Below are 23,569 nucleotides of genomic sequence, written 5' to 3' on the forward strand. Positions count from 1 at the left end.
GATGAAGACGCTTGTTTCCCCGCGGCCGCGCATCGACGGGCTCGGCGTCCTGTTCGCAGCCGTCCTCACGCTTGCCATCATCGGCCCCTTGCTCGTCGTCGGCACCTGGGCCTTCACCGAGGTCTGGCGCTATCCCAGCATCATCCCGCAGCAGTTCGGGCTCCGGTTCTGGGGCCAGACGCTCGGGCGCGCCGACGTCTGGAGCGCGCTGACGCTGAGCCTCCAGCTCTCGACGGTCGTGACGCTGCTCTCGGCGCTGATCTGTCTTCCGGCCGCCTATGCGTTTGCCCGGATGAAGTTCCCGGGGCGCGACATCCTGTTCTTCTCGTTCCTGGCGGGCCATGCCTTTCCGAAATTCGGGCTGCTGGTCGCGATCGCCGCGATCTTCCTGCAGCTGAACCTCATCGGCTCCTTCTGGGGCGTCGTGCTCATCCAGCTCGTCGGCACGCTGATGTTCATGATCTGGATCCCGGTGGCGGCCTTTCAGGCTGTCGACCGTCGCATGGAGGAGGCCGCCCGCGATGTCGGCGCCAGCCCGTTGCGGGTGTTCTGGTCCATCACGCTTCCCCAAGCCGGGCCGACCATTGCCGCGGCCGTGCTTCTGACCTTCGTCAGCACCTTCTACGAGACCGAGGGCGCCTGGCTCGTCGGCGCGCCGAGCATCCGCACCATGCCGGTGCTTATGATCAGTTTCATCAACAACCAGATGGTCATCCAGTTCGGCGCGGTCCTCTCCGTCCTGCTCTGGGTGCCCTCGTTCATCGCCCTCATGTTCGCCCGCCGCGTCATCGGCGGCGGTGCGTTCGCGCGTGGTTTCGGCGGTTAGGAATTCGCATGTCCGTACTCAACATCGCCCAGATCACGAAGACCTATGCCGGCGGCACCCGGGCCGTCGACAGCTTCTCGCTCGACGTCGTGGATGGGGAGCTCGTCTGCCTGCTCGGCCCTTCGGGTTCGGGCAAGTCGACGCTTTTGCGCATGGTCGGCGGCTTCGAGCAGCCGACCGGCGGCCGCATCACCATTGACGGTGAGGACGTCACCCGCCTGCCGCCGGAGCGCCGGCCGACCGGCATGGTGTTCCAGAGCCACGCGCTCTGGACCCATATGAACGTGTTCAAAAACCTCGCCTTCGGCCTCAAGCTGCGCCGGATGCCGGCGCCCCGGATCCAGGAGAAGGTCGAGGCCGTGCTCGAGCTGGTGGGGCTGGCCGGCTATGGCGACCGCATGACCAGCCAGCTTTCGGGCGGCCAGCAGCAACGCGTGGCGCTGGCCCGCTCGCTGGTGCTCGAGCCCAAGATCCTGCTGCTCGACGAACCCTTCGCCAGCCTCGACCAGCATCTTCGCGAGCGCCTGCGCGAGGAGGTGCGCGACATCCAGCAGCGCCTCGGCATCACCACCCTGTTCGTCACCCACGGCCAGGACGAGGCCCTCTCCATGGCCGATCGCATCGTCGTCATGGCGGATGGCAAGACCGAGCAGATCGGCCGCCCCGATGTCGTCTATCGCGATCCGCAGACACCCTTCGTCGCCGGCTTCATCGGCACCATGAACCTGATCGAAGGCGAGGTTCTGGACGGAAGCTTCGTCCGCGCCGATCTCGTCGTGCCGCTTCCGGTTTCCGACGGTCCTGCTACGCTTGCGATTCGCCCCGAAGCGCTCGACCTCGCGGCCTCCGAGACGCCTAGGGCCAGCGTGCATCGGGTCACCGACTATGGCTCGCATGGCCTCGTCGATCTCGATCTCCGCGATGGCACGCGGCTCAAATCCATGGTCGCCCATCCCGATCTGTTCCGGGCGGGGCAGGGGGTCGAGCTTCTGCCGCGCGCCGTCGCGGCCTACCGCAACAACCAGCAGATCTACCGGAGCTGAACGTGACCGTGCCCATCCTGATCGAGCGCGAAGGCCACCGCACGTGGCTCAAATGGCATCGCGGCCGCCGCCGCGCCTCTGATCCGGCCTTTACCGGCGAGCGCATCCTCGAGGCCATGCGCCTCGGCGCCAGCGTCGAGGTCGACCTCGTCATCCATGCCGAGGGCGGCTGCGCGATCCTGCACGATTTGACGCTCGAGCGGGAAACCACCGGCTCCGGAAAGGTGCGCGATACCGGCGCCGCTGCCTTGCGCGAACTCCACCTGCGCGACAATGACGGCAACCCAATCGCCGAGAAGGTGAGGCTGCTCGAGGATCTCTGCGCCCTGCTTGCCCAGGAAGGCATCCATCCCGACGCGCTTCTCCAGCTCGACTTCAAGGAGGACCGGCAGGCGCTCACCCCGGAGGTCATCGAAAATTTCGGCGCCAGCGCCACGCCGATCGCCGGATCGCTGATCTTGTCGGGCGGTGATTTCGACGCCATTGCCAGGCTGGCCGAAGCGGCTCCCGGCATCGCGACCGGTTTTGATCCCTGCTATGACGGCGCGCTGGCCGACCTTCAGGCACGCGGCAACTATCTCGATTTCATCCGGGAGGCGCTCGCCACGGCCCCCGACGCAGGGATGATCTATCTCGATTACGAGATCGTCCTGGCCGCCGAGGACGCCGGTGTCGACATCGTCGCGCCGATCCACGCGGCGGGTCGCCGCGTCGATGCCTGGACGATCCGGGGAACCGATCCCGTCGCGATTGCCCAGGTGGAGCGCCTGTTGCGGCTCCGTGTCGACCAGATCACCACAGACGACCCGGAAGGGCTCGCCGAGGCCTTCAACTCATGACCGTCGATTACGCCACTATCCTCGACCACTTGGTCGCCACCGCCCGCGAGGCGGGGGCGTTGACGCTGGAGCACTTCCAGCGCTTCCGCGACATCGAGATCGGCATCAAGGGCCCCGGCGACTTCGTTTCCGATGCGGACAGAGACTCTGAGACGCTGATCCGCGAGCGCCTGCTCGGCCGCTGTCCCTGGGGCCTGACCGGCGAGGAATTCGCGCCTGTCGAGGGTTCGGACGACGACCACCGCTGGCTGGTCGACCCGATCGACGGCACCACCAATTTCCTGTTCGGCCAGCACTACACCATCACGATCGCGCTGCGTCGCGGCAACGAGACGATCTGTGGGCTGGTTTACAATCCCGTCTCCGACGAGATGTTCACCGCGATGAAAGGCGAGGGCGCCTATCTCAATGGCGTCCGCCTCCAGGTCAGCGCCAGCACGGATATCGCCTTGATGTGCGTCGGCACGGGCCTGCCCACGCCCAACCTCTCGCTGTATCCCGGCGCCTATCAGCGTCTCGACGATATCCGTGCGCCGATCGGCGCGGTCCGCGTCGTCGGCAGCGCCGCCAATTCCTGCGCCTATGTCGCCTGTGGCCGGCTCACCGGCTACTACGAGGAGACCGGGTTCATCGACACGGCGGCCGGCATTCTCCTCGTCCAGGAGGCGGGCGGCATCGTCACCGACTGGTGGGGCCGGGGACCGGAAGTCTATGAGAAGACGGGCACGCTGATCGTCGCCAATCCCGCAACCCACGCCTATCTCCTCGAACGCCTGCGCGACGTGCCGCCGAAGGACCCCACATAGACCCACAGGAACGCCGCCGGCGGATATCAAAGCCGCCGGCAGCTCTCCCGGATGATCAGTTCCGGCTGGAAGACCTCGACGGCGCCGCTCGGCTGCGCCTTGCTGCCGATTTCGTTCAGCAATTGCTTGATGGCGCTTTGCGCCATGTCCGCGATCGGCGCCGCGATCACGGTCGGCGGCGGGTTCATGATGTTGGCGAAGTAGAAATCGTCGATGCCGATCACCGAAACGTCGGCCGGCACCCGGAGCTGCAACTCGCGGAGCGCGTTCAGAACGCCCAGCATCATCATGTTGGACAGCGCGAAGATCGCCGTCGGCGGCTCGGGCGCGCGCATCAGGGCCAGCGTGCTGTCATGCGCGACGGCCTGGTCGAACTGGCCGTCGATCAGCAGGCGCTGTTCGACCGGCACGCCATGGGCGGCGTGGGCGTCGAGATAGCCCTGAAGCCGGTCCTCGCCGGTAACGACATTGGGGCGGCCGGTGGTGACGGCGATGCGGCGGTGGCCGAGTTCGAACAGATAGTCGATGGCGAGGCGCGCGGCGCGCACGTTGTCCAGCTTCACCACGTCATAGGGCAGGCCGGCGATGAAGCTGTCGAGCAGGATCGTCGGCACGTGGATCTGCTCGGCGAGGCTGGCGCCGTGCTCGGCGTCCGATCGGGTGGGGATGATGATCAGGCCGGCGACGCGCTGCGCCCGCATCATGGTGAGGATCTGACGCTCCCGGTCGAAATCCTCGTTGGTCGAATAGACGGCGGCCATGTATCCGGCCTGCAGGCAGGCGGATTCGACCACGCGCGCGACATTGGCGAAGTGCGGATTGGTGATGTCGGGCAGGATGAGGCCGACCAGTCGCGACTGGCCGATCCGGAGGCTCTGCGCCGCACCATGCGGCACGTAGCCGATCTCGCGCACCGCCTTCCGGACCTTCTCGATGACCTCGTCGCTCACCGGCGCCGACCGGTTGATAGCCGCCGATGCGGTCGAAATGGCGACGCCAGCCCGTCGCGCAACATCCTTGATGGTAGCCAAGCTTCCTCCAGCCCCGTCGTCGCCCACTTGTCAAACGGGCCACGACATGCACTATACGAAACGTTTCGTGCAGGCAAATTTCTAGGACGCGGTTTGGGGAGGAGCCCATCCGCGTTTTTTCGGGGAGGGCGCACGAAACGTTTCGACCGGAAATCCGGCGAGACAACAACGACGCTGGGGACGGCGCAAAGGGAGGACATCCATGCATATGCTTTCACGGCGCAGCCTGCTGCTGTCGACGGCGGCTGCGGCCGTCGGCGCGAGCCTCGGTTTCGGGCCGGCTTTCGCTCAGTCGGACGTGACGGCGACGCTCAGGCTCCAGGGCTTCGGCGGCGATGCGGAGCTGAGCGCCATCACCAACGCGATCGCGCGCTTCAACAAGAAATATCCCAACGTCACGGTCGAGCTGGAGATGGACGCCATCGCCAATGGCTGGGGCGACTATGTGACCAAGGTGCTCGGCCAGTTCAACGCCGGCGCCGCCGCCGATGTCTATGGCACCGCCATCGAGACCTTCCAGGCGTTCTCGTCGCGCAATCTCTGGATGGGGCTGGACGACTTCGTCCAAGCCAATTCCGGCTTCTCGGACTTTGCGCCGAGCCTGTTCAAGCAGGGTTCCTACAACGGGGTGATCCACTACATCCCGATCGGCTGGAACAACATCATGATCAACTACAACCGGGACCTGTTCGACAAGGCCGGCGTCGCCTATCCGGCCGACGGCAAATGGACCTGGGACGAATTCCGCAAGGTCGCCAAGGCGCTGACCGTCAAGGACGCATCCGGGACGGTTGTCCAGTTCGGCTACGAGGTTCCGAACCAGAACTTCTTCGTGCAGCCCTGGTTCTTCTCCAACGGCACCGCCATCCTCAACGATGACTGGTCCGCCTCGAACATGCTCGATCCCAAGGTCGCCGAGACGCTGCAGTTCCTCTACGACCTGATCCATGTCGACGGCGTCTCGCCCATTCCGGGCAGCGGCGCGCCGATGGACAGCCAGTTCTTCGCCGGCCAGGTTGCCATGATCAGCCGTGGCCACTGGATCGTGCAGGGCGCCAAGACCAACAAGGTCAACATGGACATCGCCATTCCGCCGAGCAAGGAAAGCGATACCACCGTGATCGGCTTCGGCGGCTACGCCATCAACAAGGACACCGCCAACGCGGACCTTGCCAAGGCGCTGGTCCTCGAGCTGACGAGCGAAGAGACGCAGAAGGAAGAGGGCGAGAAGGGCGGCGGCGTGCCGGGCCGCAAGTCCGCCGCCTCGACCGAGGCGTTCCTGAGCTTCCCGCCCTCGGCCGCGCTCTACTACCAGACCCTGCCGCATACCAAGGCCGTGCCTTCGCCGGCTAACTTCCAGGAAGTCGAGAAGATTTTCATTCGCCACTACACCGCGATGATGGCGGGCGAAATCTCGGTCGCCGACGGCGTCAAGGCGGCCGATGCCGAGCTGGCCGCTTCGTTCGCCCGGCTGAAGCAGTAGCGGCGGCTTCGCCTCCGACATCCTCCGACCGGTCCGGGCGCGCCTCTCCACGGGCGCAGCCCGGGCACCCATCACGGAACGCCGCCCCCGGGTCATCCCCGTGCGGGAGGCTGCCCTATAGCCTTGCTTGGAACTCTCCATGGCCGCCAGTATCGCCGCCCGCCGTTCCTCCTCCGATCTCCGCCGGGCGCAGGCGCGCACCGCCTATCTCTTCGTGCTGCCCACGACGGTCCTCTATGTGACCTTTGTGCTGGCGCCGGTGGTGGTCACCTGCATCCTCGCCTTCGCCCATTTCGACCCGATGATGGGATCGCGCTGGGTCGGCTTCGACAACTTCGTGCGCTTCTTCTCCGATCGCCGCTCGCTGCAGATCCTCTGGAACACGCTGCGCTTCACCTTCTTCGCTGTGACCTTCAACGTGTCGATCGGGCTGATGCTGGCGATCGCGCTCAACCGGGCGATGCCGGGCTGGCTGCTCTATTTCTTTCGCCTGTCGTTCTTCCTGCCGGTGATCATCGCGGCGGCCTTCGTCTCGATCGTCTGGAGCTATCTCTACGGCGATGATCTCGGCGTCATAAACTACTACCTGCGCGTCATCGGGCTGCCGGGCGTGCGCTGGCTGACCGACGCCAATCAGGCGATGACGTCGATCATCATCATGGATGTCTGGAAGAACACCGGCTTCTTCATGATCATCTTCATCGCTGCGTTGCAGGGCGTTCCGAAGACGATCCTCGAGGCGGCGGTGATGGACGGGACGCCCGCCTGGCGGCAGTTCTTCCGCATCACTCTGCCTTACATCTCGCCGGTCGTGTTCTTCTGCATCGTCTATGCCTCGATCGGCGCGCTGCAGGTGTTCGAGTCGATCGTCATCCTGACCCATGGCGGGCCGGGCGACGCGACGCGCTCGCTGTCTATCCTCATCGTCGAGGAAGGCTTCGGCAGCTTCCAGATCGGCTACGCCGCCGCGATCTCGGTCGTCATGACGGTGCTCATTCTCGTCATCACCGCCGCGCAGCAGATCCTCTCCCGCCGTTGGGTGCAGCAATGAATTCGATGATGCAGACGCGCGCCGCCAAGCGCTGGATCGACTGGGCCATCATCGCCAGCATGGTGCTGCTCGCCTTCTTCATGCTGCTGCCGTTCCTGTGGCTGTTCTCGATGTCGTTCCGCTCGGTCGCGGACGCCTACAAGATGCCGCCGAGCTTCCTGCCGCCCAGCCTGGATTTTTCCAACTATTGGGCGGTGATGACGTCGAAGGTGCCGTTCCTGAAGATCTACGCCAATTCGGTGATGATCGCGCTGATCGTGACCGTCGGCCAGATGATCACCTGCACGCTCGCCGCCTTCGCCTTCGCCCGCCTCCAGTTCCGCGGCCGCAACGCGCTGTTCTTCGCGCTTTTGGTCGGGCTGATGTTCCCGGCCCAGGTGACGATCCTGCCGATCTATCTCGGCTATGCCCGCATCGGCCTGATCAACAAGCCGATCGGCCTCGCGCTCATGTATCTCACCTCGAGCTTCGGGGTGTTCCTGATGCGCCAGTTCATGATCAGCCAGCCGAAGGCGCTGGAGGAGGCGGCGCTGATGGACGGCGCCGGCTATCTGAAGATCTTCTGGCGCATTTCGCTGCCCCAGTTGCGGCCGGCCCTCTCGGCGCTCGGCATCATCACCTTCACCCAGACCTGGAACTACTACTTCCAGGCCAAGGTGCTGCTCGGCAAGCAGGACCAGATGACGCTGCCTCTCGCGATGGATGTCCTGCGCGGCTACATGGGCGCCGGCAATCTCGCTGTTGTCATGGCGGCCATGAGCATGTCGATCCTGCCGGTCGTGCTGCTTTTCCTCATTGCCCAGAAATTCGTGATCGAAGGCATCACGATGAGCGGCATCAAGAACTAGAACCTCCAGGGAAATGAACCGAATGTGGGAAGATCTCGCTTCCATCGATACGCGTTTTCACTATGCCGGCGATCGCAGCCGCTATCTCGCCTTTCCGCTCGGCGGCATCGGCTCGGGAGGTCTCTCGATCTCCGGCAGCGGGCGGCTGGTCGATTGGTCGATCCGCAATCGTCCAGCCCTGCAGGGCTATAACGGCTACTCGCATTTCGCCATCAAGGCGGAAAAGGCGGGCGAACTGGTCGATGCCCGCGTGCTCAACGGCCCCTATGATCTCAATCCGTCGGGCGCGCCGGGAATCCGCAAGATGTTCGACGGCTTCGGCCATGGCGCCAATCGGCAGACCCTGGTCGGCGTGCCGCATTTCAAATCCGTCGATTTCTACGGCCGCTTTCCGACCGCCGACCTGGTCTTTACCGATGAGCAGTTTCCCGGTGGCGTCCGCCTGACGGCGCTCTCGCCGTTCATTCCGCACCAGGATCGCGATTCCTCGATGCCGGTGGCGATGTTCGCCTTCGAGATCGTCAACGATACGGCCGACGAGCTGACCTACACGCTCGCCGGAACGCTGGGCAATTATGGCTCGAACAGCGGCCGCCACACCTTCCGCCAGCAGGACGGCATCAGCTCGATGCACCTGACCTCGACCGACGAGGATCTGCCGGAGACGGCGCGCGGCGATCTCACCATCGCGACTGATGCCCTCGACGTCGACCACACCGACCACCATTACCGCGGCCAGTGGTTCGACGATCTCGCCGTCTATTGGAAGGAGTTCGCGCGTCCCGGCCGACTGCCGAAACGGCACTATGACGAGCCGCGGACGAGCCGGCACATGAGCCAGCAGCCCGAGCACGCGACGCTCGGCGCTCGCGTCACGATTCCCGCTGGCGGCCGCGAGACCGTGCGCTTCGTCATCTCGTGGAGCTTCCCCAAGGGCGACGTCTACTGGGCGTTCCGGGCCAAGCCCGATGGCGTGATCCCCGATCGCCCGACGCCGAGTTGGACCAATTACTACGCGACCCAGTGGGCGGATTCGACGGCGAGCGCCACCGATGCCCTGAAGCGCTGGGACGAACTCGCCGGCGCGACGATCGTGTTTCGCGATGCGCTTTTCGGCACCACGCTGCCGGCCGAGGTGAAGGACGCGGCCAGCGCGACGCTGGCCCTGCTGCGCACCGCCACCGTCATCCGTCTGGAGCATGGCGAGCTCTGGGCCTGGGAGGGCCAGCATACGCATGACGGATCCTGCGAGGGGAGCTGCACGCATGTGTGGAACTATCAGCAGGCGCTGCCGCATCTCTTCCCGGCCATCGAGCGCACGCTGCGCGAGACCGAGCTTGCCTACAATATGCTGCCGACAGGCGGCCTGACCTTCCGCCAGAAGCTGCCGCTCGGCTCTGGATTCGACATCATCGGCCCCTGTGCCGACGGGCATTTCGGTGCCGTCATCAAGACCTATCGCGAGTGGAAGCTCGCCGGCGACACCGAGTGGCTGCGTCGGCAATGGCCGCTGTTGAAGCGCGCCGTCGAGTATGCGTGGAGCCCGGAAAACCCGGACCGCTGGGATCCGGACGAGACCGGCATTCTTTCGGGCCGCCAGCACCAGACGCTGGACATGGAACTGTTCGGCCCCAATTCCTGGCTCGGCTCCATGTATGTCGCGGCGCTGCTCGCGGCGGCCGAGATGGCGGCGGCCATGGGCGACGCGGAATTCTCCGAGAAGACCGCTCGCCTCGGCAAGGCCGGCGCCGACTACATCAACGACGAATTGTTCAACGGCCGCTGGTTCGTCCAGAAGATCGATCTCTCCGACCAGTCCGTCCTCGTGCCGTTCGATGTCGGCCGCACGGCCGGCGTTCTCGCCGACGGGTTCATGGAAACCTATTGGTCCGAGGAATTCTCCGAACTCAAATACCAGATGGGCGAGGGCTGCATCTCCGACCAGATCCTCGGTCAGTGGCATGCCGAAGTCGCCGGGATCGGGTCGTTCCTCGACGGAGACAAGGTCCGGACGGCGCTGCGCTCCGTGCACGCCAACAATTTCCTGCCGTCGTTCGACGACCATTTCAATCCCTGCCGCAACTACGCCTATGAGGATGAGGCCGGGCTCTTGATCGCCACCTATCCGGAGGGCATCCGCCAGCCGATGGTCGCGGCCCCCTATGCCGAGGAGGTCTGGACCGGCATCGAATACATGTCGGCCTCGCACCTGATCATGCACGGCCTCGTCGAGGAGGGCCTCGACATCGTCCGCGCCGCCCGCAACCGCCATGACGGCGCCCGCCGCAACCCGTGGAACGACATCGAATGCGGCTCGTACTATGCCCGCTCGATGTCGGCCTGGCAGCTCGTCAATGCCTTCTCCGGCCTTGCCGCCGATTTCGTCGCGGGAACGCTCGGCTTCGCGCCGAAGGGAAGCGGCGATTACCGCCTGTTCTGGTCCGCCGGCAACGGCTTCGGAACCTTGACGAAGTCCGGCGAGACGCTCACGCTTTCGGTCGAAGGCGGCTCGCTCGATGCCCGGGAGGTCCGGGTCGACGGGCGCCGGCATTCCGGGCCCGTAGCGCTCGGAGCGGGGGAGAGCCTCGTGCTGCAGGTGTCCTGATGGCTGCGATCGAACTCAAATCGGTCACCAAGAGCTTCCAGGGCCTCGACGTCATCCATGGCATCGATCTCGCCATCAAGGACGGTTCGTTCACCGTCTTTGTCGGCCCGTCGGGCTGCGGCAAGTCCACGCTGCTGCGGATGATGGCGGGCCTTGAGGAGGTGACGGGCGGCGAGGTCCATATTGACGGAACGCGCTGCGACCATCTCCTGCCGTCCGCCCGCGGCATGGCCATGGTGTTCCAGTCCTATGCGCTCTATCCGCATATGACCGTCGAGGCCAATCTGCGGTTCGGGCTGGAGAACCACAAGCTCCCCAAGGCCGAGATCGACGCCCGCGTCGCCAAGGCCGCCGGCATCCTGCAGATCGGCCATCTCCTGGCTCGCCGGCCGAGCCAGCTTTCGGGCGGGCAGAGCCAGCGCGTCGCCATTGGCCGCGCCATCGTCAAGGAGCCGAAGGCGTTCCTGTTCGACGAGCCGCTAAGCAATCTCGACGCCGAACTCAGGGTCAAGATGCGCGGCGAACTGATCAGCCTGCACAAGCGCCTGAAATCGACGATGATCTATGTCACGCACGATCAGGTCGAGGCCATGACCATGGCCGACGAGATCGTCGTGCTGCATGACGGCCGCGTCGAGCAGGTCGGCTCGCCGCTCGAGCTCTATGCGCGGCCCCGCAACCTGTTCGTCGCGCGGTTCCTCGGCGCCCCGCCGATGAACTTGCTGAAGAGCACGATCCGGCGGGACGGCAATGCGCTCGCCGTGCATCTCGACGAGGGCACGGCGATCCCGCTTCCCGGCCGCGACGTGGCGCTCGCCGATGGCAGCGCGGTGACGCTGGGCATCCGGCCCGAGCATGCGCAGCCCGCCGCCGACGGGATCGAGATCCGCATCGAGAATGCCGAGATCCTCGGCTCGCAGACGATTCTCCATGCGACGCTGAAATCCGGCGAGCCGTTCACCGCCGCGCTTTCCGGCATCCGGGCGGCCCGGTCGGGCGACGTCCTGCGCATGGGCTTCGGCGCGGATTTCGTCCACCTCTTCGACGAGGCGGGCCAGGCGATCGGCGCCACCGACGACTGGCGAGCGGCCTATCTGATCTAGGCCGCGGCCCAAAAGCGGCCGATCGCTATAGCTCGACGCGGAAGCGGTAGCGGTCGGCCCGATAAGTCACCACGGCGAATTCGACCGGCATGCCGGCGGCTGATTTCGCGATGCGGGTGACCACCAGCACCGCCGAGGCGGGCTCGACGTCGAGCAGGCGGGCGATCTCGTCGCTCGCGAGATTGGCCTCGATGAACTCGACGCCGCCCGAGATCTCGACCTCGAGATTCTCGCGCAGCCACGCATAGAGCGATCCGCCGGCCAGTTGCCCCTCGGTCGGCGGCTCGACGCTGCCGAAGAGATCCGGACGGATCCACGAGACCGAATAGCCCATCAGCCGGTCGTTTGCCCTGAGCAGGCGGTCCGAGCGGAACGGCTTGTCGGACGAGGCGAGGCCCAGCGCATGCGCGACCTCGCCGCTGGCCTGCTCCCAGCCGGCCGAAAGGACGGCGAAGGAGGGCTTCAGCCCGCGCAGCAGCATGTCTTCGGTGAAGCCGCGGATCTGGTTGACCGGCTGGTCGACCCGGCCGCCGAGCACGATTGACCCGACGCCGGAGCGGCGCGTGATCAGCCCTTCCTGCACCAGCTTGTTCAGCGCCGAGCGCGCGGTGGTGCGGCTGACGTCGAACACGTCGTTCAGATGCGCCTCGGTCGGCATGACGTCGCCGGCCTGGAATTCGCCCTCGACGATCGACTGCCTGAGGATGTTGGCGATCTGAAACCACTTCGGCGCGCCGTCGTCCGAAAGTCGTGTCGCGTCCCAGCCCATCATATCCCGCCAAATGTCATGACAATTGCATGATTTATCATCCCGGACGGCGGGACGGCAAGGGCATCGCGGCCGCTCATTCCGCGACGTGGCAAAACGCGAGAACTCCCGGACGCAGCGTTGCCGTGGATTTAGTCCAAATGATCAAATTATAGCCAATGCATTCTTCAGCGCATTTTTTGCGCAATACCCGCTTGCTCAAATGTAATGACAAAGTTACAAATCAAACCATCGCATGGGAGGACGCCTTGGTGCACTACCTTTTTGTCGGCGATATCAGTCTGGATCTGAGCCTGCAGGCGCCGCACATGCCGGCGCCGGACGAGAAGGTGCACTGCACTGCCTCGACCGAGGGCATGGGTGGCGTCGTCACCAACACCGCCGTCGCCTTCTCCCGCGCCGGCGGCGACGCAGCGCTCGCGATCCAGCTCGGCGACGACCACGCCTCCGTCCAGGTCCGCCACGAGTTCGAGGCGATGCGCCTCGATCTGCGGCCGGCGATTGTGCCGGGTGGGCTCTGCCGCGTCGTCACCGTGATCGAGCCGCATGGCGAGAAGCGGCTGCTGCTCTATCCGGGCGTCTCGATCTATCCCGACGACGCCGCGGTTCAGGCGCTCCGCCTCGACGACGTCGCCCATCTCCACACCGCCTGCTTCGGCCCCGCCGCCCCGGCGCTGGTCGCGCGGGCGCGGCAGGCCGGCATCCGCTGGTCGGTCGACCTGGAGCCGGCGAGTTTTCCGGGCGGCATCGCCACCCTGGCTCCGGTTCTGGATGGCGCCCGCGTCGTCTTCGTCAACGACCGCGCCGCCGATGTGATCGGCCACGACCCGATCGCCCGCCTGCGCGACCTCGGCGTCCGCGACGTGGTCCGCACGCGCGGCCCCCTCGGCGCCGAGCTCTACCTTGAGACGGGCGAGATGTTGTACGCGCCGCCGCCCAAGGGCCTCACCATCGTCGACACGACCGGCGCGGGCGATTGCCTCGCCGGCTGGTTCCTCGCCGGCCTCGCCGCCGGCTGGCGCATCGACATCGTGCTGGCGCGCGCCGTGCGCGCCGCGTCGATCGCCTGCACCCGGGTCGGCGCGCAGACCGCCTATCCGACGCTTTCCGAACTCGAAATTCACGAACAGGACTGAAGAGGTAAAATGTCTCCCCCCATCGTGATGCCGGCCAAGCCGAGCGCCCTCGAAACCCATTTCGACAAGAAGAAGCCGATCATCGGCGTCGTGCATCTGCGCGCGCTCCCCGGCGCGCCCCGCTATGAGGGCGAGGCGATGCGCGACATCATCGCCGCGGCTCTGCGCGACGCGCGCACGCTCGCCGATGGCGGCATCGACGGCATCATGGTCGAGAACGCCAGCGACATGCCCTTTTCGCGGCCCGAGCATATCGGCTTCGAGACCGTGGCGGCGCTTTCGGTCGTCTGCCAGGAGATCCGCAACGCCGTCAGCGCGCCGATCGGCATTACCTGCGTGGCGAACGGCGCCATTCCCGGCCTCGCCGTCGCCAAGGCGGTCGGCGCGCGCTGGGTGCGCGTCAACCAGTGGGTCAACGCCTATGTCGCCAATGAGGGCTTCCTGAACGGCCCGGCCGCCGAGGCGCTGCGCTATCGCGCGCAGATCGGCGCCAAGGATGTTTCCATCTTCGCCGACGTGCATGTGAAGTTTGGCGCCCACGCGATCACCGGTGACCGCTCGATCACCGAGCAGGCGACCGACGCGGAATGGTTCGACGCCGATGTGCTGATCGCCACCGGCACCCGCACCGGCTCGCCGACCCAGCCGGAGGAAGTGGCCGAGGTCCGCGCTGGCACCAATTTGCCTGTCATCGTCGGCTCCGGCCTGTCGCCCGAGCAGGTGCCGAGCCTGATGCCGGTCGCCGACGGCGCCATCGTCGGGCAATGGCTGAAGGTGGATTCGCGCTGGTGGAACCCGGTGGACCCCGTCCGCGTCGAGCGACTGATGAGCGCGGTCGAAAAGGCGCGGACATGACCAGCCTCACCGGAGATACCGACGTCTTCGCGTCGGCATCGTCAGGCGCCTCGCCCAGGGCCTCGGTGATGTTCGTCGCGACGCGTCAGGACGAGCTGCCCGGCGTCTATGGCGAGGAGCACCGCCGCGCCATCCTGGCCGTGCTCGACGAACTCGCCGCCGAGGGCTGGACGCTGTCGCTGCGCCGCGTCTTCGATCCCGATGCCGCCAACGTGGCGCGGGCGCTCGACACCGGCTTCACCCACACGCACGACATCGCCGGCGTCTTCGAGGCGCCCGACCTCGAAAGCGCGCTCGCCGGGACGATCCGGCTCGAAAAGGCCGGCTGGGCGCGGGCGTTCCGGACGGAATGGCTGATGGGCGCCAAGGAGTTCGCCCCCGTCCTGGGCAAGGGCGCGCTCACCGATCACGGCTGGTCCTTCCTGGCGCTCTGGGAATGGAACGACCAGTGGTGCGAGGCGACGCCGGAAGAGCGCACCGAATACGACTTCGAGTGCGACATCGCCTTCAAGGGCGACCTGGCGCTCGGCGTCAACATCGCCGGCCGCCACCGCATGGACTGGTCGCATTCCTGGCACCATCTCGGCGCCTGGGAGATCGACGGCCCCGACACCGCCGACGCCGCCATCCGCGGCCACGAGCGCGTGGCCGACTTCAAGTTCACCACATCGCGTCACATCGTGGGCCGCCTCGCGCCGCTCGCGGACCTGATCGCTCCGAGGCACGGCTGACATGACCCAATCCGTCTGGATCCACTATTCCCGCCCGCGTCCGCACTGGTACCTGCTGGACGACAAGGACAAGCAGGCGCTCGCCGACGCCTGGCAGGCCGTCCGCGACGGCGCGAAGGCCGCCGGCGCCGAGTTCCACGGCCGCTTCCACATCCGCGGGCAGCACGACTTCCAGGAAGTCGAGATCTGGAAGTTCGCCGGCACGACCGAGGCGTTCAACCATTGGCAGGCGCTCTGCGCGGCGCGCTACAACGAGTTCTACGCCTTCTCGAACAATATCGGCCTGGAAACGGGCACATGAGCGCGCCGCTGCTGGAAGCGACCGGCATCCGGCGCACATTCGGCCATGTGCAGGCCCTGAAAGGCGCCGATTTCCGCGTCATGCCGGGCGAGATCGTCGCGCTGATCGGCGACAACGGCGCCGGCAAGTCGACCCTCGTCAAGATCCTCTCCGGCGCCGACAAGCCGGACGAGGGCACGCTCCGGGTCGAGGGGAGGGCGGTGACCTTCACCTCGCCACTCGACGCGCAGGCATGCGGAATCGCCACGGTCTACCAGGATCTGGCGCTCGCCCCCGATCTGACGCCGGCCGACAATCTCTTCCTCGGCCGGGAGCTCACCCGCAGCGGCCTTCTCGGCAAACTAGGCTTCCTCGACCGTCGCACCATGCAGCGCCAGGCGGTCGACCAGTTCGCCAAGCTCGGCGTCCAGCTGAAGTCGCAGCGCGTGTCGATCGCCTCGCTCTCCGGCGGCCAGCAGCAATCCGTCGCCATCGCCCGCGCGGCGATGTGGGCGAGCAAGCTCGTTATCCTCGACGAGCCGACTGCCGCGCTCGGCGTGGTCCAGACGCAGCGCGTGCTCGACCTCTGCCGCCGCGTCCGCGACGCCGGAACCTCCGTCGTCCTGATCAGCCACAACATGCCCCAGGTGCTGGAGGTCGCCGACCGCGTGCACGTGCTGCGCCTGGGCCAGACCGTCGCCGACCTCCGCGCCGCCGAGGCGAGCGTCGAGGACCTGGTGCGCGAAATGACCAGCGGGCAAGCCAAGGAGCTGGCAGCATGAGCAACGAACTCGCCATCGCCCCCGTCGAGACCACGGAGGACCGCCTGCTGCGGCTGGTCGCCGGCGGCTGGATCTTCCTCCTGCTGCTCGCCCTGATCGCGATCTTCCTGGTTCTGAAGCCGGCCCAGTTCGGTTCCGGCTACAATGTGCAGCAGCTCTTCATCAACGCGGCCATCCTGCTCGTGCTGGCCGTCGGGCAGACCTATGTGGTGATCACCTCGGGCATCGACCTCTCGGTCGGCTCGGTGCTGGTCTTCGCCTCGGTCGTCTCGGCCAAGCTGATGCTGCTCCTTTCCGGCGCCGGCGGCACCACCTACGGCACCACCGCCGCCGGTTGGGACATCATCGCGATCGGCACCGTCGCGGCGCTGCTCGTCGGCGCGGCCTGGGGCGCTTTCAACGGCATCCTGATCGCCGTCACCAAGATCCCGCCGCTCATCGTCACGCTCGGTACCATGGGCATGGCGCTCGGCGGGGCCCAGATCCTGTCCGGCGGCGTCGACGTCCGCGCCATGCCGGAACTGCTGGTCACCCATGTCGGCTCCGGCCGCATCCTCGGCATCCCGGTGCTGGTCGTGATCGCCGCCGTCACCGTCATCATCGCCGGCATCGTGCTGCATCTGACCCGCTTCGGCATGCATGTTTTCGCCGTCGGCTCCAACGCCGAGGCGAGCCGCCGCAGCGGCATCCCGACGACGGCGCGGCTGATCCAGGTCTACGCGATCTCGGGCCTCATGGCCGGCATCGCCGCCGTCATGTCCAACGCCCGGTTCTCGACGACCACCATCAACGGCCACGCCATGGACAACCTCGCCACCATCTCGGCGGTGGTTCTCGGCGGCACCAGCCTGTTCGGCGGCGTCGGCAGCGTGTTCGGCACGGTCGTGGGCGTCTTCATTCCCATCATCCTGCTCAATGGCTTCGTCATCCTCGGCATTCCGCCGTTTTGGCAGACGGTCGCCATGGGTGGCGTGCTGATCCTCGCCGTCTGGATCGACCAACTGAAGCGACGGCTTCGCAAACGGGGCTAGCGCCACGCACGCTCCGCAATACCAAAGGGGAATAAACAATGACAAAGACGATCGTTTCGGCGGCGGTAGGCCTCGTGCTGACCTCGCTCTCTGCCTCGGGCGCCTTCGCCCAGGATGCCAACACCGTGGCCCTCGTGCTCGGCTCGAGCGGCAGCCCGTTCTACCAAGCCATGCAGTGCGGCGCGCAGGCCCGCGCCAAGGAACTCGGCCTCTCTCTCACCGTCTCGGCCGCCGACCAGTTCGCCGCCGACGCGCAGATCCCGGTGGTCAACGCCGTGACGGCGAGCGCCCCCAAGGTCGCCGCCATCGTGCCCACCGACATGCAGGCGCTGATCCCGCCGATGCGGGAGCTCGCCGGGCGCGGCACGCAGGTGATCACGGTCGACCAGACCATCTCCGATCCCTCGATCCTGAAGACCCAGGTTCTGACGGACAACAAGGCCGGCGGCGGCATGGCGGCCGACGCGCTGGCGGCGCTGATCGGCAAGAAGGGCAAGGTGCTTGTGATCACCCAGCCGCCGGGCTCGCTGGCTCAGGACGCGCGCGAGGCCGGTTTCGCCGCGACGCTCGCCGCGAAGTACCCGGACATCCAGTATCTCGGCCCGCAATACCAGTCGAACGATCCGCAGCGCGCCGCCGAGATCGTCACCTCGACGCTCTCCGCGCATCCGGACCTCGCCGGCGTGTTCTCGACCAATGACCAGGGCGCGATCGGCGCGATCACCGGCCTCCGCCAGGCCGGCGCCGTCGGCAAGGTCAAGATGGTGGCCTATGACGCCGCGAGCGCCGAGGTCGCCGCGCTGAAGAATGGCGAGCTGCAGGGCCTGATCGCCCAGAGCCCGAGCCAGCAGGGCGCCGTCGCGATGGACATCGCCGCGAAGCTGATCGCCGGCCAGGCCGTCGAGCCCGTCACCATGGCCGAGATCGTCGCCATCGGCGCCGACCAGCCGGAACTCGCCGACAAGTACGAATACGTCGCGGGCTGCATGTAGCCAACTCCGTGGCCGCCCAACTCCCGGGGCGGCCACCTTTCTCTTCGCGTTTTGTCAGCCCGTCGGGCGACCCATCTGCGGCACCGCGTCCAGCAGCTGTTTCGTGTACGGATGAAAAGGCGGCGCGTAGACGTCTTCCGTCGCGCCGATCTCGCAGAGCGCGCCATAGCGCAGGACGGCGACGCGGTCCGCCAGCCAACGTACCACGGCGAGATCGTGCGAAATGAAGAGGATCGCGATGCCTTGGTCGCGTTGCAGCGAGCGCAGCAATTCGATGATTTCGGCCTGCACGGAGACATCGAGCGCCGATAGGATCGCGTCGCAGACCAGAACCTTCGGCTGAGCCGCCAGGGCGCGTGCGATCGCCACGCGCTGGCGCTCGCCGCCCGAAAGCTGGCGCGGGTAGCGCGATGCATAGTCTCCGCTCAAGCGCACGTCGGCGAGGAGCGCATCGACTTTCGAACGCACGGTCGCGCTGTCGAGGCGGTGGAAGGCCCGGATCGCTCGGCCGAGGATGAAGCCAATCGAATGCCGAGGGTTCAAGGAAGCGTCCGGGTTCTGGAACACGATCTGGATGTCGCGCCGGAGGTCCTGGCTCCGCCTCTCGATCGGGATGTTGATGTCCCGCCCGTCAAACCGGATCATTCCCTTGCGTGCCGTCACGAGGCCGCTGATGGCGCGCGCGATCGTGGACTTGCCGCTGCCGCTTTCTCCGACCAGCGCCAGCGTCTCGCCCCTGGCCAGGTCGAAGGAGATGTCGCGCACGGAAGCTGCCGGCTCGCGTCGGCCGAGCGCCGCGAGCCAGCCGCGGCCCGGATAGGCGATCTCGACGCCGGACAGGGCAAGCAGCGGTTTTGCTTCGGCGCTCATGCGCTCGCTCCAAGCTCGCGCCAGCGGGAGCAGGCGACCGAATGGTCCGGCGCAACGGTCTCAAGATGCTGGACGGTCGCCGCACAGGCATCGATCGCCGAGGGGCAGCGCGGCGCGAACCGGCAGCCTTCCCCCAGCGCGTCGCGCCGCAGGATGCCTTTCAGCGCCGCGCTCCTGTCCGGCGCACGGTCGAGGCGCGGCACCGACGCCATCAGCCCGCGCGTATAGGGGCTTCGTGCTCCGTTCAGAAGCTGTTCGCTCGTGCCGATCTCGACCAGTTCGCCGGCATACATAATGCCGACGCGGTCGCAGAGGCTGAAGAGCGCGCCGAGATCATGGCTGATGTAGAGGAGGGCCGAGCCGATCCGCGTGCGCAGATCGGCCAGGAGGCGGAGGATCCGCGCCTGCGTCGTGACGTCGAGGCCGGTCGTCGGCTCGTCGAGGATGATCAGGCTGGGCTCGCAGGCGATCGCCATGGCGATGACGACGCGCTGCTGCTGGCCGCCGCTCAGTTGATGCGGAAATCGCTCGGCGATCACGGCGGGATCCGGCAGGCCGACGGAGTCGAGCAGTTCCACGACACGGGCCTGCACGCCGTTCGGCGGGCGAATGCCGTGAAAGCGCAGGACCTCCGCGACCTGGCGCCCGACCGTCATCGCCGGAGAGAGGCTGGTGGTGGGATTCTGCGGGACGAAGCCGATCTCCCTGCCGCGCAGGGCGCGCAGCTCGGAAGGCGGAAGGTCGAGAATGCTCCGGCCCGCGAAGGTCACGCGACCGGCGCGGATACGGCTTCCTGCCCGCAGATAGGCGAGCAGCGCGTAGCCGACCGTGGATTTGCCCGAGCCGGACTCGCCCGCGAGCCCGAGGATCTCGCCGCGCCGGATTTCAAAACTCACGCCGGTCACCGCGTTCGACCAGCGCGACTTCGACCCGTAGTCGACGGCGAGGCCGTCTACCTGCAACAAGGAACGATCCTGGGTCACACGCGTGGCCTCGAGGCGTGGCCGGTGCCGATCCGGCCGGCGATCGCGTCGGTCACCAGGTTCAGCGAGACGACGAGGATGGCCATCGCCGCGGCTGGCGCCAGCACCGGCCAGAGCGAGACGCTGATCGTGCTGCGGCCCTCATTGATCATCACGCCCCATTCCGGCGTCGGCGGCGGCGCGCCGAATCCCAGGAAGCCGAGAGCGCCGATGAAGACGATGATGAAGCCGGAGCGGACCGCGAACTCGACCAGGATCGTGCCAAGCACGTTCGGAAGCAGCTCGACGAAGACCATGGAGAACGGCGGGACGCCGCGCGTAACGGCGGAGGTGATGTAATCTTCCGATACGATGGCCAGCGTCGCGGCGCGCACGACGCGGGCGATGCGCGGCACGTTGATGAACGCCACGGTGACGACCACGAGAACGGCCGTGTTTCCCGCGGCGCTCAGGATGAGCATGCCCAGAATGAGCGTCGGCACGCTGATCAGCGCATCGAGCCCGCGCATGAGCAACTGGTCGAACCATCCGCCGAGATAGGCCGCAAAAAGACCGAGCGTCGCCCCGACCGTGACCGCGAGCAGCGCTGCGGAGATCGACATGATCAGCACGGGCCGGCTGCCGAGCACGACGCGGCTGAACACGTCGCGGCCGAGGGAGTCGGTGCCGAGAAGGTGGTCGGCACCGGGCGGCGCCAGCGGCATCCCCACCATCACGGCGGAGGGATCGTAGGGCGCCCAGAGCGGCGCGGTGAGCGCGACGACCACATAGGCGAGCACGATCGAGGCGGCGACCAGCGCCGGCGGCTCGATCGACCTGAGCTCCCGCAGCATAGTGTCGAACCAGGTCGTTGCCGATGGCAGGGATGCGCTGCTCATCGGCGCGTCCGCAGTTTCGGGTTGAGCGCCATGATCGACACGTCCGCCAGAAGGTTGGCGAGCACGTAGACCGCGCAGAGCAGCATGACGATCGCCTGGATGACGGGCGTGTCCTTGTAGCGGATGGAATCGACCAGCAGCCGCCCAAGCCCGTCGAAATTGAAGACGGTCTCGACGAGCACGATGCTGCCGATCAGCCAGGCGATGTTGAGCGCCAGCACGTTCAGAGCCGGTCCGAGCGCGTTCGGCAGCGCGTGCCAGCCCATGATCCGCCAGTTGGGCAGGCCCTTGAGACGCGCCAGCTGGATGTAGTCGGAATCGAGGATCTGGATCAGGCTCTCGCGCATCAGCCGCACCGAATAGGCCGACATCGCCGCCGTCAGCGTCAGAACCGGCAGGAAAAGCATCCGGACGAGGTCGCCGAAACCCTGGGCCGTATCGAGAAGGGCTAGCGCCGGGAACAGGTTCAGCGTCACGGCGAACAGGGAGACCAGAAAGATCGCGATGACGAATTCCGGGATGCACATGCCGAGGAGCACGAAGACGGTGAGCCCGACGTCGACGGCCGTGCCGCGATAGACGGCGGTCAAAAGCGCCAGAGCCAGGCTGACCGGCACATAGAGCACCAGCGCGAACGCGGCCAGAATGGCGGAGTTCTGGACGCGGCTCGCAACATAGTCGGCGACCGGCTGTCCCGCGATCATCGAGGTGCCGAGATCGCCCCTGAGCAGACCGCTCATCCAGGCGAGGTAGCGATCGAGCGCCGAATGGTTGAGGCCGAGCTGCTCGCGGAGCACGGCCAGCCCCTCGGTCGTCGCATCCTGGCCGAGCACGCGCTCGGCCGCGTCGCCGGGGAGCAGGTCCACCAGCCAGAAGACGAGGATGGAGACGAGCAGCAGGCTGAGCAGCGACAGCGCAGCCTGGATCGCGATGTGACGCGTCATGTGCAGGCCGACATTCTCAGCCGCCGATCGCAATCTGCGAGAAGTCCTGGGCGTTCTTCTGGGGATGGATCTCGAAGCCGGTCAGGTCCTTGCGATGGGCGCCGACGGAATTGGCGAACATCGGCACGATTACACCGCCGTCGTCACGCAGAAGGCGCTGGGCCTTGCGATAGAGCTCGGCGCGCTTGCCGGCGTCGAGCGTCTGGCGCGCCTCGGTGATCAGATTGTCGAATTCCTCGCTCTTCCAATGCGTGTCGTTCCAGGCGGCATTCGACAGGTAGAATTGCGACAGCGCCTCGTCGGCGTTGCGCGCGCCCTTGGACGTGCAGAGGAAGGGCACCTTGCGCCAGACATTGGCGAAATAGCCGTCGCCGGGAACCTTGTTGATTGCGACCCGGATGCCGGCCTCGGCCGCCATCGCCTGGTAAAGGGCTGCCATCTCCAGGAAGCCCGCGGTTGCCTCCGAGGTGTAGAGCTCGACGTCGATGCCGTCGGGATGCCCGGCTTCGGCGAGCAACTGCTTGGCCCTTGCCACGTCGCGGGCGGGCGCCGGCTCCTCGAGCCCGTACTGGACCCAGGAGGCGACCGGCTGGTCGGAAGCCGGTTTTCCCAGCCCGCCGAGAACCAGATCGATCATGCGCTGGCGGTCGACGACCAGCTTCATCGCCTGGCGGACCCGCACGTCGTTGAAGGGCGGTACGTCGACCATCAGGGTCAGCGACATCACGTAGGGCGAGGGAACGGTCACCACGGTCAGGTTGGGTGCGGCCTGAAGCGCCTGCAGGCCGACGCGCGGCACATCCCAGGAAAGATCGATCTGCCCGGTCAGCAGCGCCGACAGGCGCGCAGACGTGTCCGCGATGGCCCGCAGCTCCACCCGGTCGACCTTCGGCAGGCCCTCGCGCCAATAGGCTTCATTCTTGACGAAGACGCTCGGCTCGCGGCCGGGCACGAATTCCTGCACCTTGAAGGGGCCGGTGCCCTGGCCGTGGGTGCGCAGCTCCTCGGCGGTCGAGCCCTCGGGCACGATGTAGGTGAAGCGGTTGGCGATCAGCGAGGGGAACTCGACGACGGGGCTCTTCAGGGTGAAGCGTACCGTCTTGTCGTCGACGGCCTCGATACCTTCGGGCGTCAGCTCGCCGAAGGTGGTGGCAACGGGCGAGGCGGTCTTCGGATCGATCAGGCGGCGATAGGTATAGACCACGTCGGCGGCGGTGAGCGGCTTGCCGTTGTGGAAGGAAATTCCGGGCTTCAGCTCGATCGTCCAGACATCGCCCTTCTCGTTGCTTGACCAGGATTGCGCCAGTTGCGGCTGTGGTTCGAAGTTCTTGTCGAGGATGATCAGGCGCTCATAGACGAGCGAGATGCGAGCGGCATCCGCGTCGATCTTGTTGAAGGCGGGATCCATGGTGCCGGTTGGCCCGTCGGACTCTCCCGAGGCGAGGCGCAGCACGCGGGACGCCGCTGCGGAAGCCTTCCCGGACCCTCCGAGAACCGCGACGCTGCCGGCCATCGCCGCCGACGACAGAAGCAGCCTGCGTCGAGAAATGCCCTTGAGAACCGACTCCATGCCCAAATCCGTCCCGTTGATCCGAATTGACTTTGTTCCAAATAGTCACATTCTGTTCCAGAATATGCAAAGAATTCGGTCCCTATCCTGCGGCGCGAATTAGAATGACGTCT

General features: G+C 66.4%; 23 protein-coding genes. 16 read left to right on the top strand and 7 right to left on the bottom strand.

Annotated elements, in window-relative coordinates; all coding sequences use genetic code 11:
- Position 1 precedes the first annotated feature (1 nt).
- From AC6HZP_RS06815 to AC6HZP_RS06830, 4 genes are read left to right on the top strand one after another with little or no spacing between them, the layout of a single operon-like run.
- Complete coding sequence (locus tag AC6HZP_RS06815; RefSeq protein ID WP_201402881.1) at positions 2-826, top strand: ABC transporter permease; 825 nt, start codon at positions 2-4, stop codon at positions 824-826.
- Positions 827-834: 8 nt separating this feature from the next.
- Positions 835-1,869, top strand: a complete 1,035-nt coding sequence (locus AC6HZP_RS06820; RefSeq protein ID WP_497525939.1) for an ABC transporter ATP-binding protein — start codon at positions 835-837, stop codon at positions 1,867-1,869.
- A 2-nt stretch (positions 1,870-1,871) separates the two neighbouring features.
- On the top strand, positions 1,872-2,708 hold the full coding sequence (locus AC6HZP_RS06825; RefSeq protein WP_497525940.1) for a glycerophosphodiester phosphodiesterase: 837 nt from the start codon (positions 1,872-1,874) through the stop codon (positions 2,706-2,708).
- Complete coding sequence (locus tag AC6HZP_RS06830) at positions 2,705-3,514, top strand: inositol monophosphatase family protein (protein WP_497525941.1); 810 nt, start codon at positions 2,705-2,707, stop codon at positions 3,512-3,514. The genes AC6HZP_RS06825 and AC6HZP_RS06830 overlap by 4 nt, the downstream gene beginning before the upstream one ends.
- Before the next feature lie 26 nt (positions 3,515-3,540).
- On the opposite strand, the gene AC6HZP_RS06835 is transcribed toward AC6HZP_RS06830, so the two are convergent.
- Positions 3,541-4,545 (bottom strand): LacI family DNA-binding transcriptional regulator, encoded by a 1,005-nt coding sequence (locus AC6HZP_RS06835; RefSeq protein WP_497525942.1) that lies wholly within the window; start codon positions 4,543-4,545, stop codon positions 3,541-3,543.
- A gap of 202 nt (positions 4,546-4,747) precedes the next feature.
- Between AC6HZP_RS06835 and AC6HZP_RS06840 the strand changes: the two genes are divergently transcribed.
- From AC6HZP_RS06840 to AC6HZP_RS06860, 5 genes are all read left to right on the top strand, one after another.
- Positions 4,748-6,028 (top strand): ABC transporter substrate-binding protein, encoded by a 1,281-nt coding sequence (locus tag AC6HZP_RS06840; RefSeq protein WP_497525943.1) that lies wholly within the window; start codon positions 4,748-4,750, stop codon positions 6,026-6,028.
- Between the two features lie 139 nt (positions 6,029-6,167).
- Positions 6,168-7,079 (top strand): carbohydrate ABC transporter permease, encoded by a 912-nt coding sequence (locus AC6HZP_RS06845; RefSeq protein ID WP_497525944.1) that lies wholly within the window; start codon positions 6,168-6,170, stop codon positions 7,077-7,079.
- Entirely contained in the window at positions 7,076-7,927 is an 852-nt protein-coding gene (locus AC6HZP_RS06850) for a carbohydrate ABC transporter permease (protein ID WP_201402888.1), read from the top strand. Before AC6HZP_RS06845 ends, AC6HZP_RS06850 begins: the two co-directional genes overlap by 4 nt.
- 22 nt (positions 7,928-7,949) lie before the next feature.
- Positions 7,950-10,532, top strand: coding sequence for a GH116 family glycosyl-hydrolase (locus AC6HZP_RS06855; protein ID WP_497525945.1), 2,583 nt, complete (start codon positions 7,950-7,952; stop codon positions 10,530-10,532).
- Positions 10,532-11,635 carry an ABC transporter ATP-binding protein gene (locus AC6HZP_RS06860; protein ID WP_497525946.1) on the top strand — a complete coding sequence of 368 codons (1,104 nt, stop codon included), beginning with the start codon at positions 10,532-10,534 and terminating at the stop codon, positions 11,633-11,635. Before AC6HZP_RS06855 ends, AC6HZP_RS06860 begins: the two co-directional genes overlap by 1 nt.
- A 25-nt stretch (positions 11,636-11,660) precedes the next feature.
- Here the strand turns inward: AC6HZP_RS06860 and AC6HZP_RS06865 are convergent, their stop codons facing one another.
- On the bottom strand, positions 11,661-12,407 hold the full coding sequence (locus tag AC6HZP_RS06865) for a GntR family transcriptional regulator (protein ID WP_201402891.1): 747 nt from the start codon (positions 12,405-12,407) through the stop codon (positions 11,661-11,663).
- Between the two features lie 248 nt (positions 12,408-12,655).
- Between AC6HZP_RS06865 and AC6HZP_RS06870 the strand changes: the two genes are divergently transcribed.
- The 7 genes from AC6HZP_RS06870 to AC6HZP_RS06900 are packed head-to-tail and all read left to right on the top strand — an operon-like array spanning position 12,656 to position 18,211.
- Positions 12,656-13,540: a carbohydrate kinase family protein gene (locus AC6HZP_RS06870; protein WP_497525947.1), complete on the top strand. Its 885-nt coding sequence runs from the start codon at positions 12,656-12,658 to the stop codon at positions 13,538-13,540.
- Positions 13,541-13,549: 9 nt separating this feature from the next.
- Positions 13,550-14,395 carry a BtpA/SgcQ family protein gene (locus tag AC6HZP_RS06875; RefSeq protein WP_497525948.1) on the top strand — a complete coding sequence of 282 codons (846 nt, stop codon included), beginning with the start codon at positions 13,550-13,552 and terminating at the stop codon, positions 14,393-14,395.
- The gene (locus AC6HZP_RS06880) at positions 14,392-15,126 is read left to right on the top strand and encodes a hypothetical protein (RefSeq protein WP_497525949.1); all 735 of its coding nucleotides are present in this window, start codon (positions 14,392-14,394) and stop codon (positions 15,124-15,126) included. The genes AC6HZP_RS06875 and AC6HZP_RS06880 overlap by 4 nt, the downstream gene beginning before the upstream one ends.
- 1 nt (position 15,127) lies before the next feature.
- A complete protein-coding gene (locus tag AC6HZP_RS06885; RefSeq protein WP_497525950.1) occupies positions 15,128-15,427 on the top strand; it encodes a hypothetical protein in 300 nt (99 codons plus the stop codon).
- The gene (locus AC6HZP_RS06890; protein WP_497525951.1) at positions 15,424-16,188 is read left to right on the top strand and encodes an ATP-binding cassette domain-containing protein; all 765 of its coding nucleotides are present in this window, start codon (positions 15,424-15,426) and stop codon (positions 16,186-16,188) included. Before AC6HZP_RS06885 ends, AC6HZP_RS06890 begins: the two co-directional genes overlap by 4 nt.
- Entirely contained in the window at positions 16,185-17,219 is a 1,035-nt protein-coding gene (locus AC6HZP_RS06895) for an ABC transporter permease (RefSeq protein WP_497525952.1), read from the top strand. Before AC6HZP_RS06890 ends, AC6HZP_RS06895 begins: the two co-directional genes overlap by 4 nt.
- A gap of 38 nt (positions 17,220-17,257) precedes the next feature.
- The gene (locus AC6HZP_RS06900) at positions 17,258-18,211 is read left to right on the top strand and encodes an ABC transporter substrate-binding protein (protein ID WP_201402898.1); all 954 of its coding nucleotides are present in this window, start codon (positions 17,258-17,260) and stop codon (positions 18,209-18,211) included.
- 54 nt (positions 18,212-18,265) lie between these two features.
- On the opposite strand, the gene AC6HZP_RS06905 is transcribed toward AC6HZP_RS06900, so the two are convergent.
- The 5 genes from AC6HZP_RS06905 to AC6HZP_RS06925 all read right to left on the bottom strand — a co-directional run bounded on the left by AC6HZP_RS06905 (position 18,266) and on the right by AC6HZP_RS06925 (position 23,456).
- Complete coding sequence (locus tag AC6HZP_RS06905; protein WP_497525953.1) at positions 18,266-18,976, bottom strand: ABC transporter ATP-binding protein; 711 nt, start codon at positions 18,974-18,976, stop codon at positions 18,266-18,268.
- 101 nt (positions 18,977-19,077) lie between these two features.
- Positions 19,078-20,046, bottom strand: coding sequence for an ABC transporter ATP-binding protein (locus AC6HZP_RS06910; RefSeq protein ID WP_497525954.1), 969 nt, complete (start codon positions 20,044-20,046; stop codon positions 19,078-19,080).
- Between the two features lie 14 nt (positions 20,047-20,060).
- Complete coding sequence (locus AC6HZP_RS06915; protein WP_497525955.1) at positions 20,061-20,942, bottom strand: ABC transporter permease; 882 nt, start codon at positions 20,940-20,942, stop codon at positions 20,061-20,063.
- A complete protein-coding gene (locus AC6HZP_RS06920; RefSeq protein ID WP_497525956.1) occupies positions 20,939-21,919 on the bottom strand; it encodes an ABC transporter permease in 981 nt (326 codons plus the stop codon). Before AC6HZP_RS06920 ends, AC6HZP_RS06915 begins: the two co-directional genes overlap by 4 nt.
- A complete protein-coding gene (locus AC6HZP_RS06925) occupies positions 21,903-23,456 on the bottom strand; it encodes an ABC transporter substrate-binding protein (protein ID WP_497525957.1) in 1,554 nt (517 codons plus the stop codon). The genes AC6HZP_RS06920 and AC6HZP_RS06925 overlap by 17 nt, the downstream gene beginning before the upstream one ends.
- Positions 23,457-23,569 lie beyond the last annotated feature (113 nt).

The sequence above is a fragment of the Kaistia sp. SLG-1 genome, assembly GCF_059699055.1.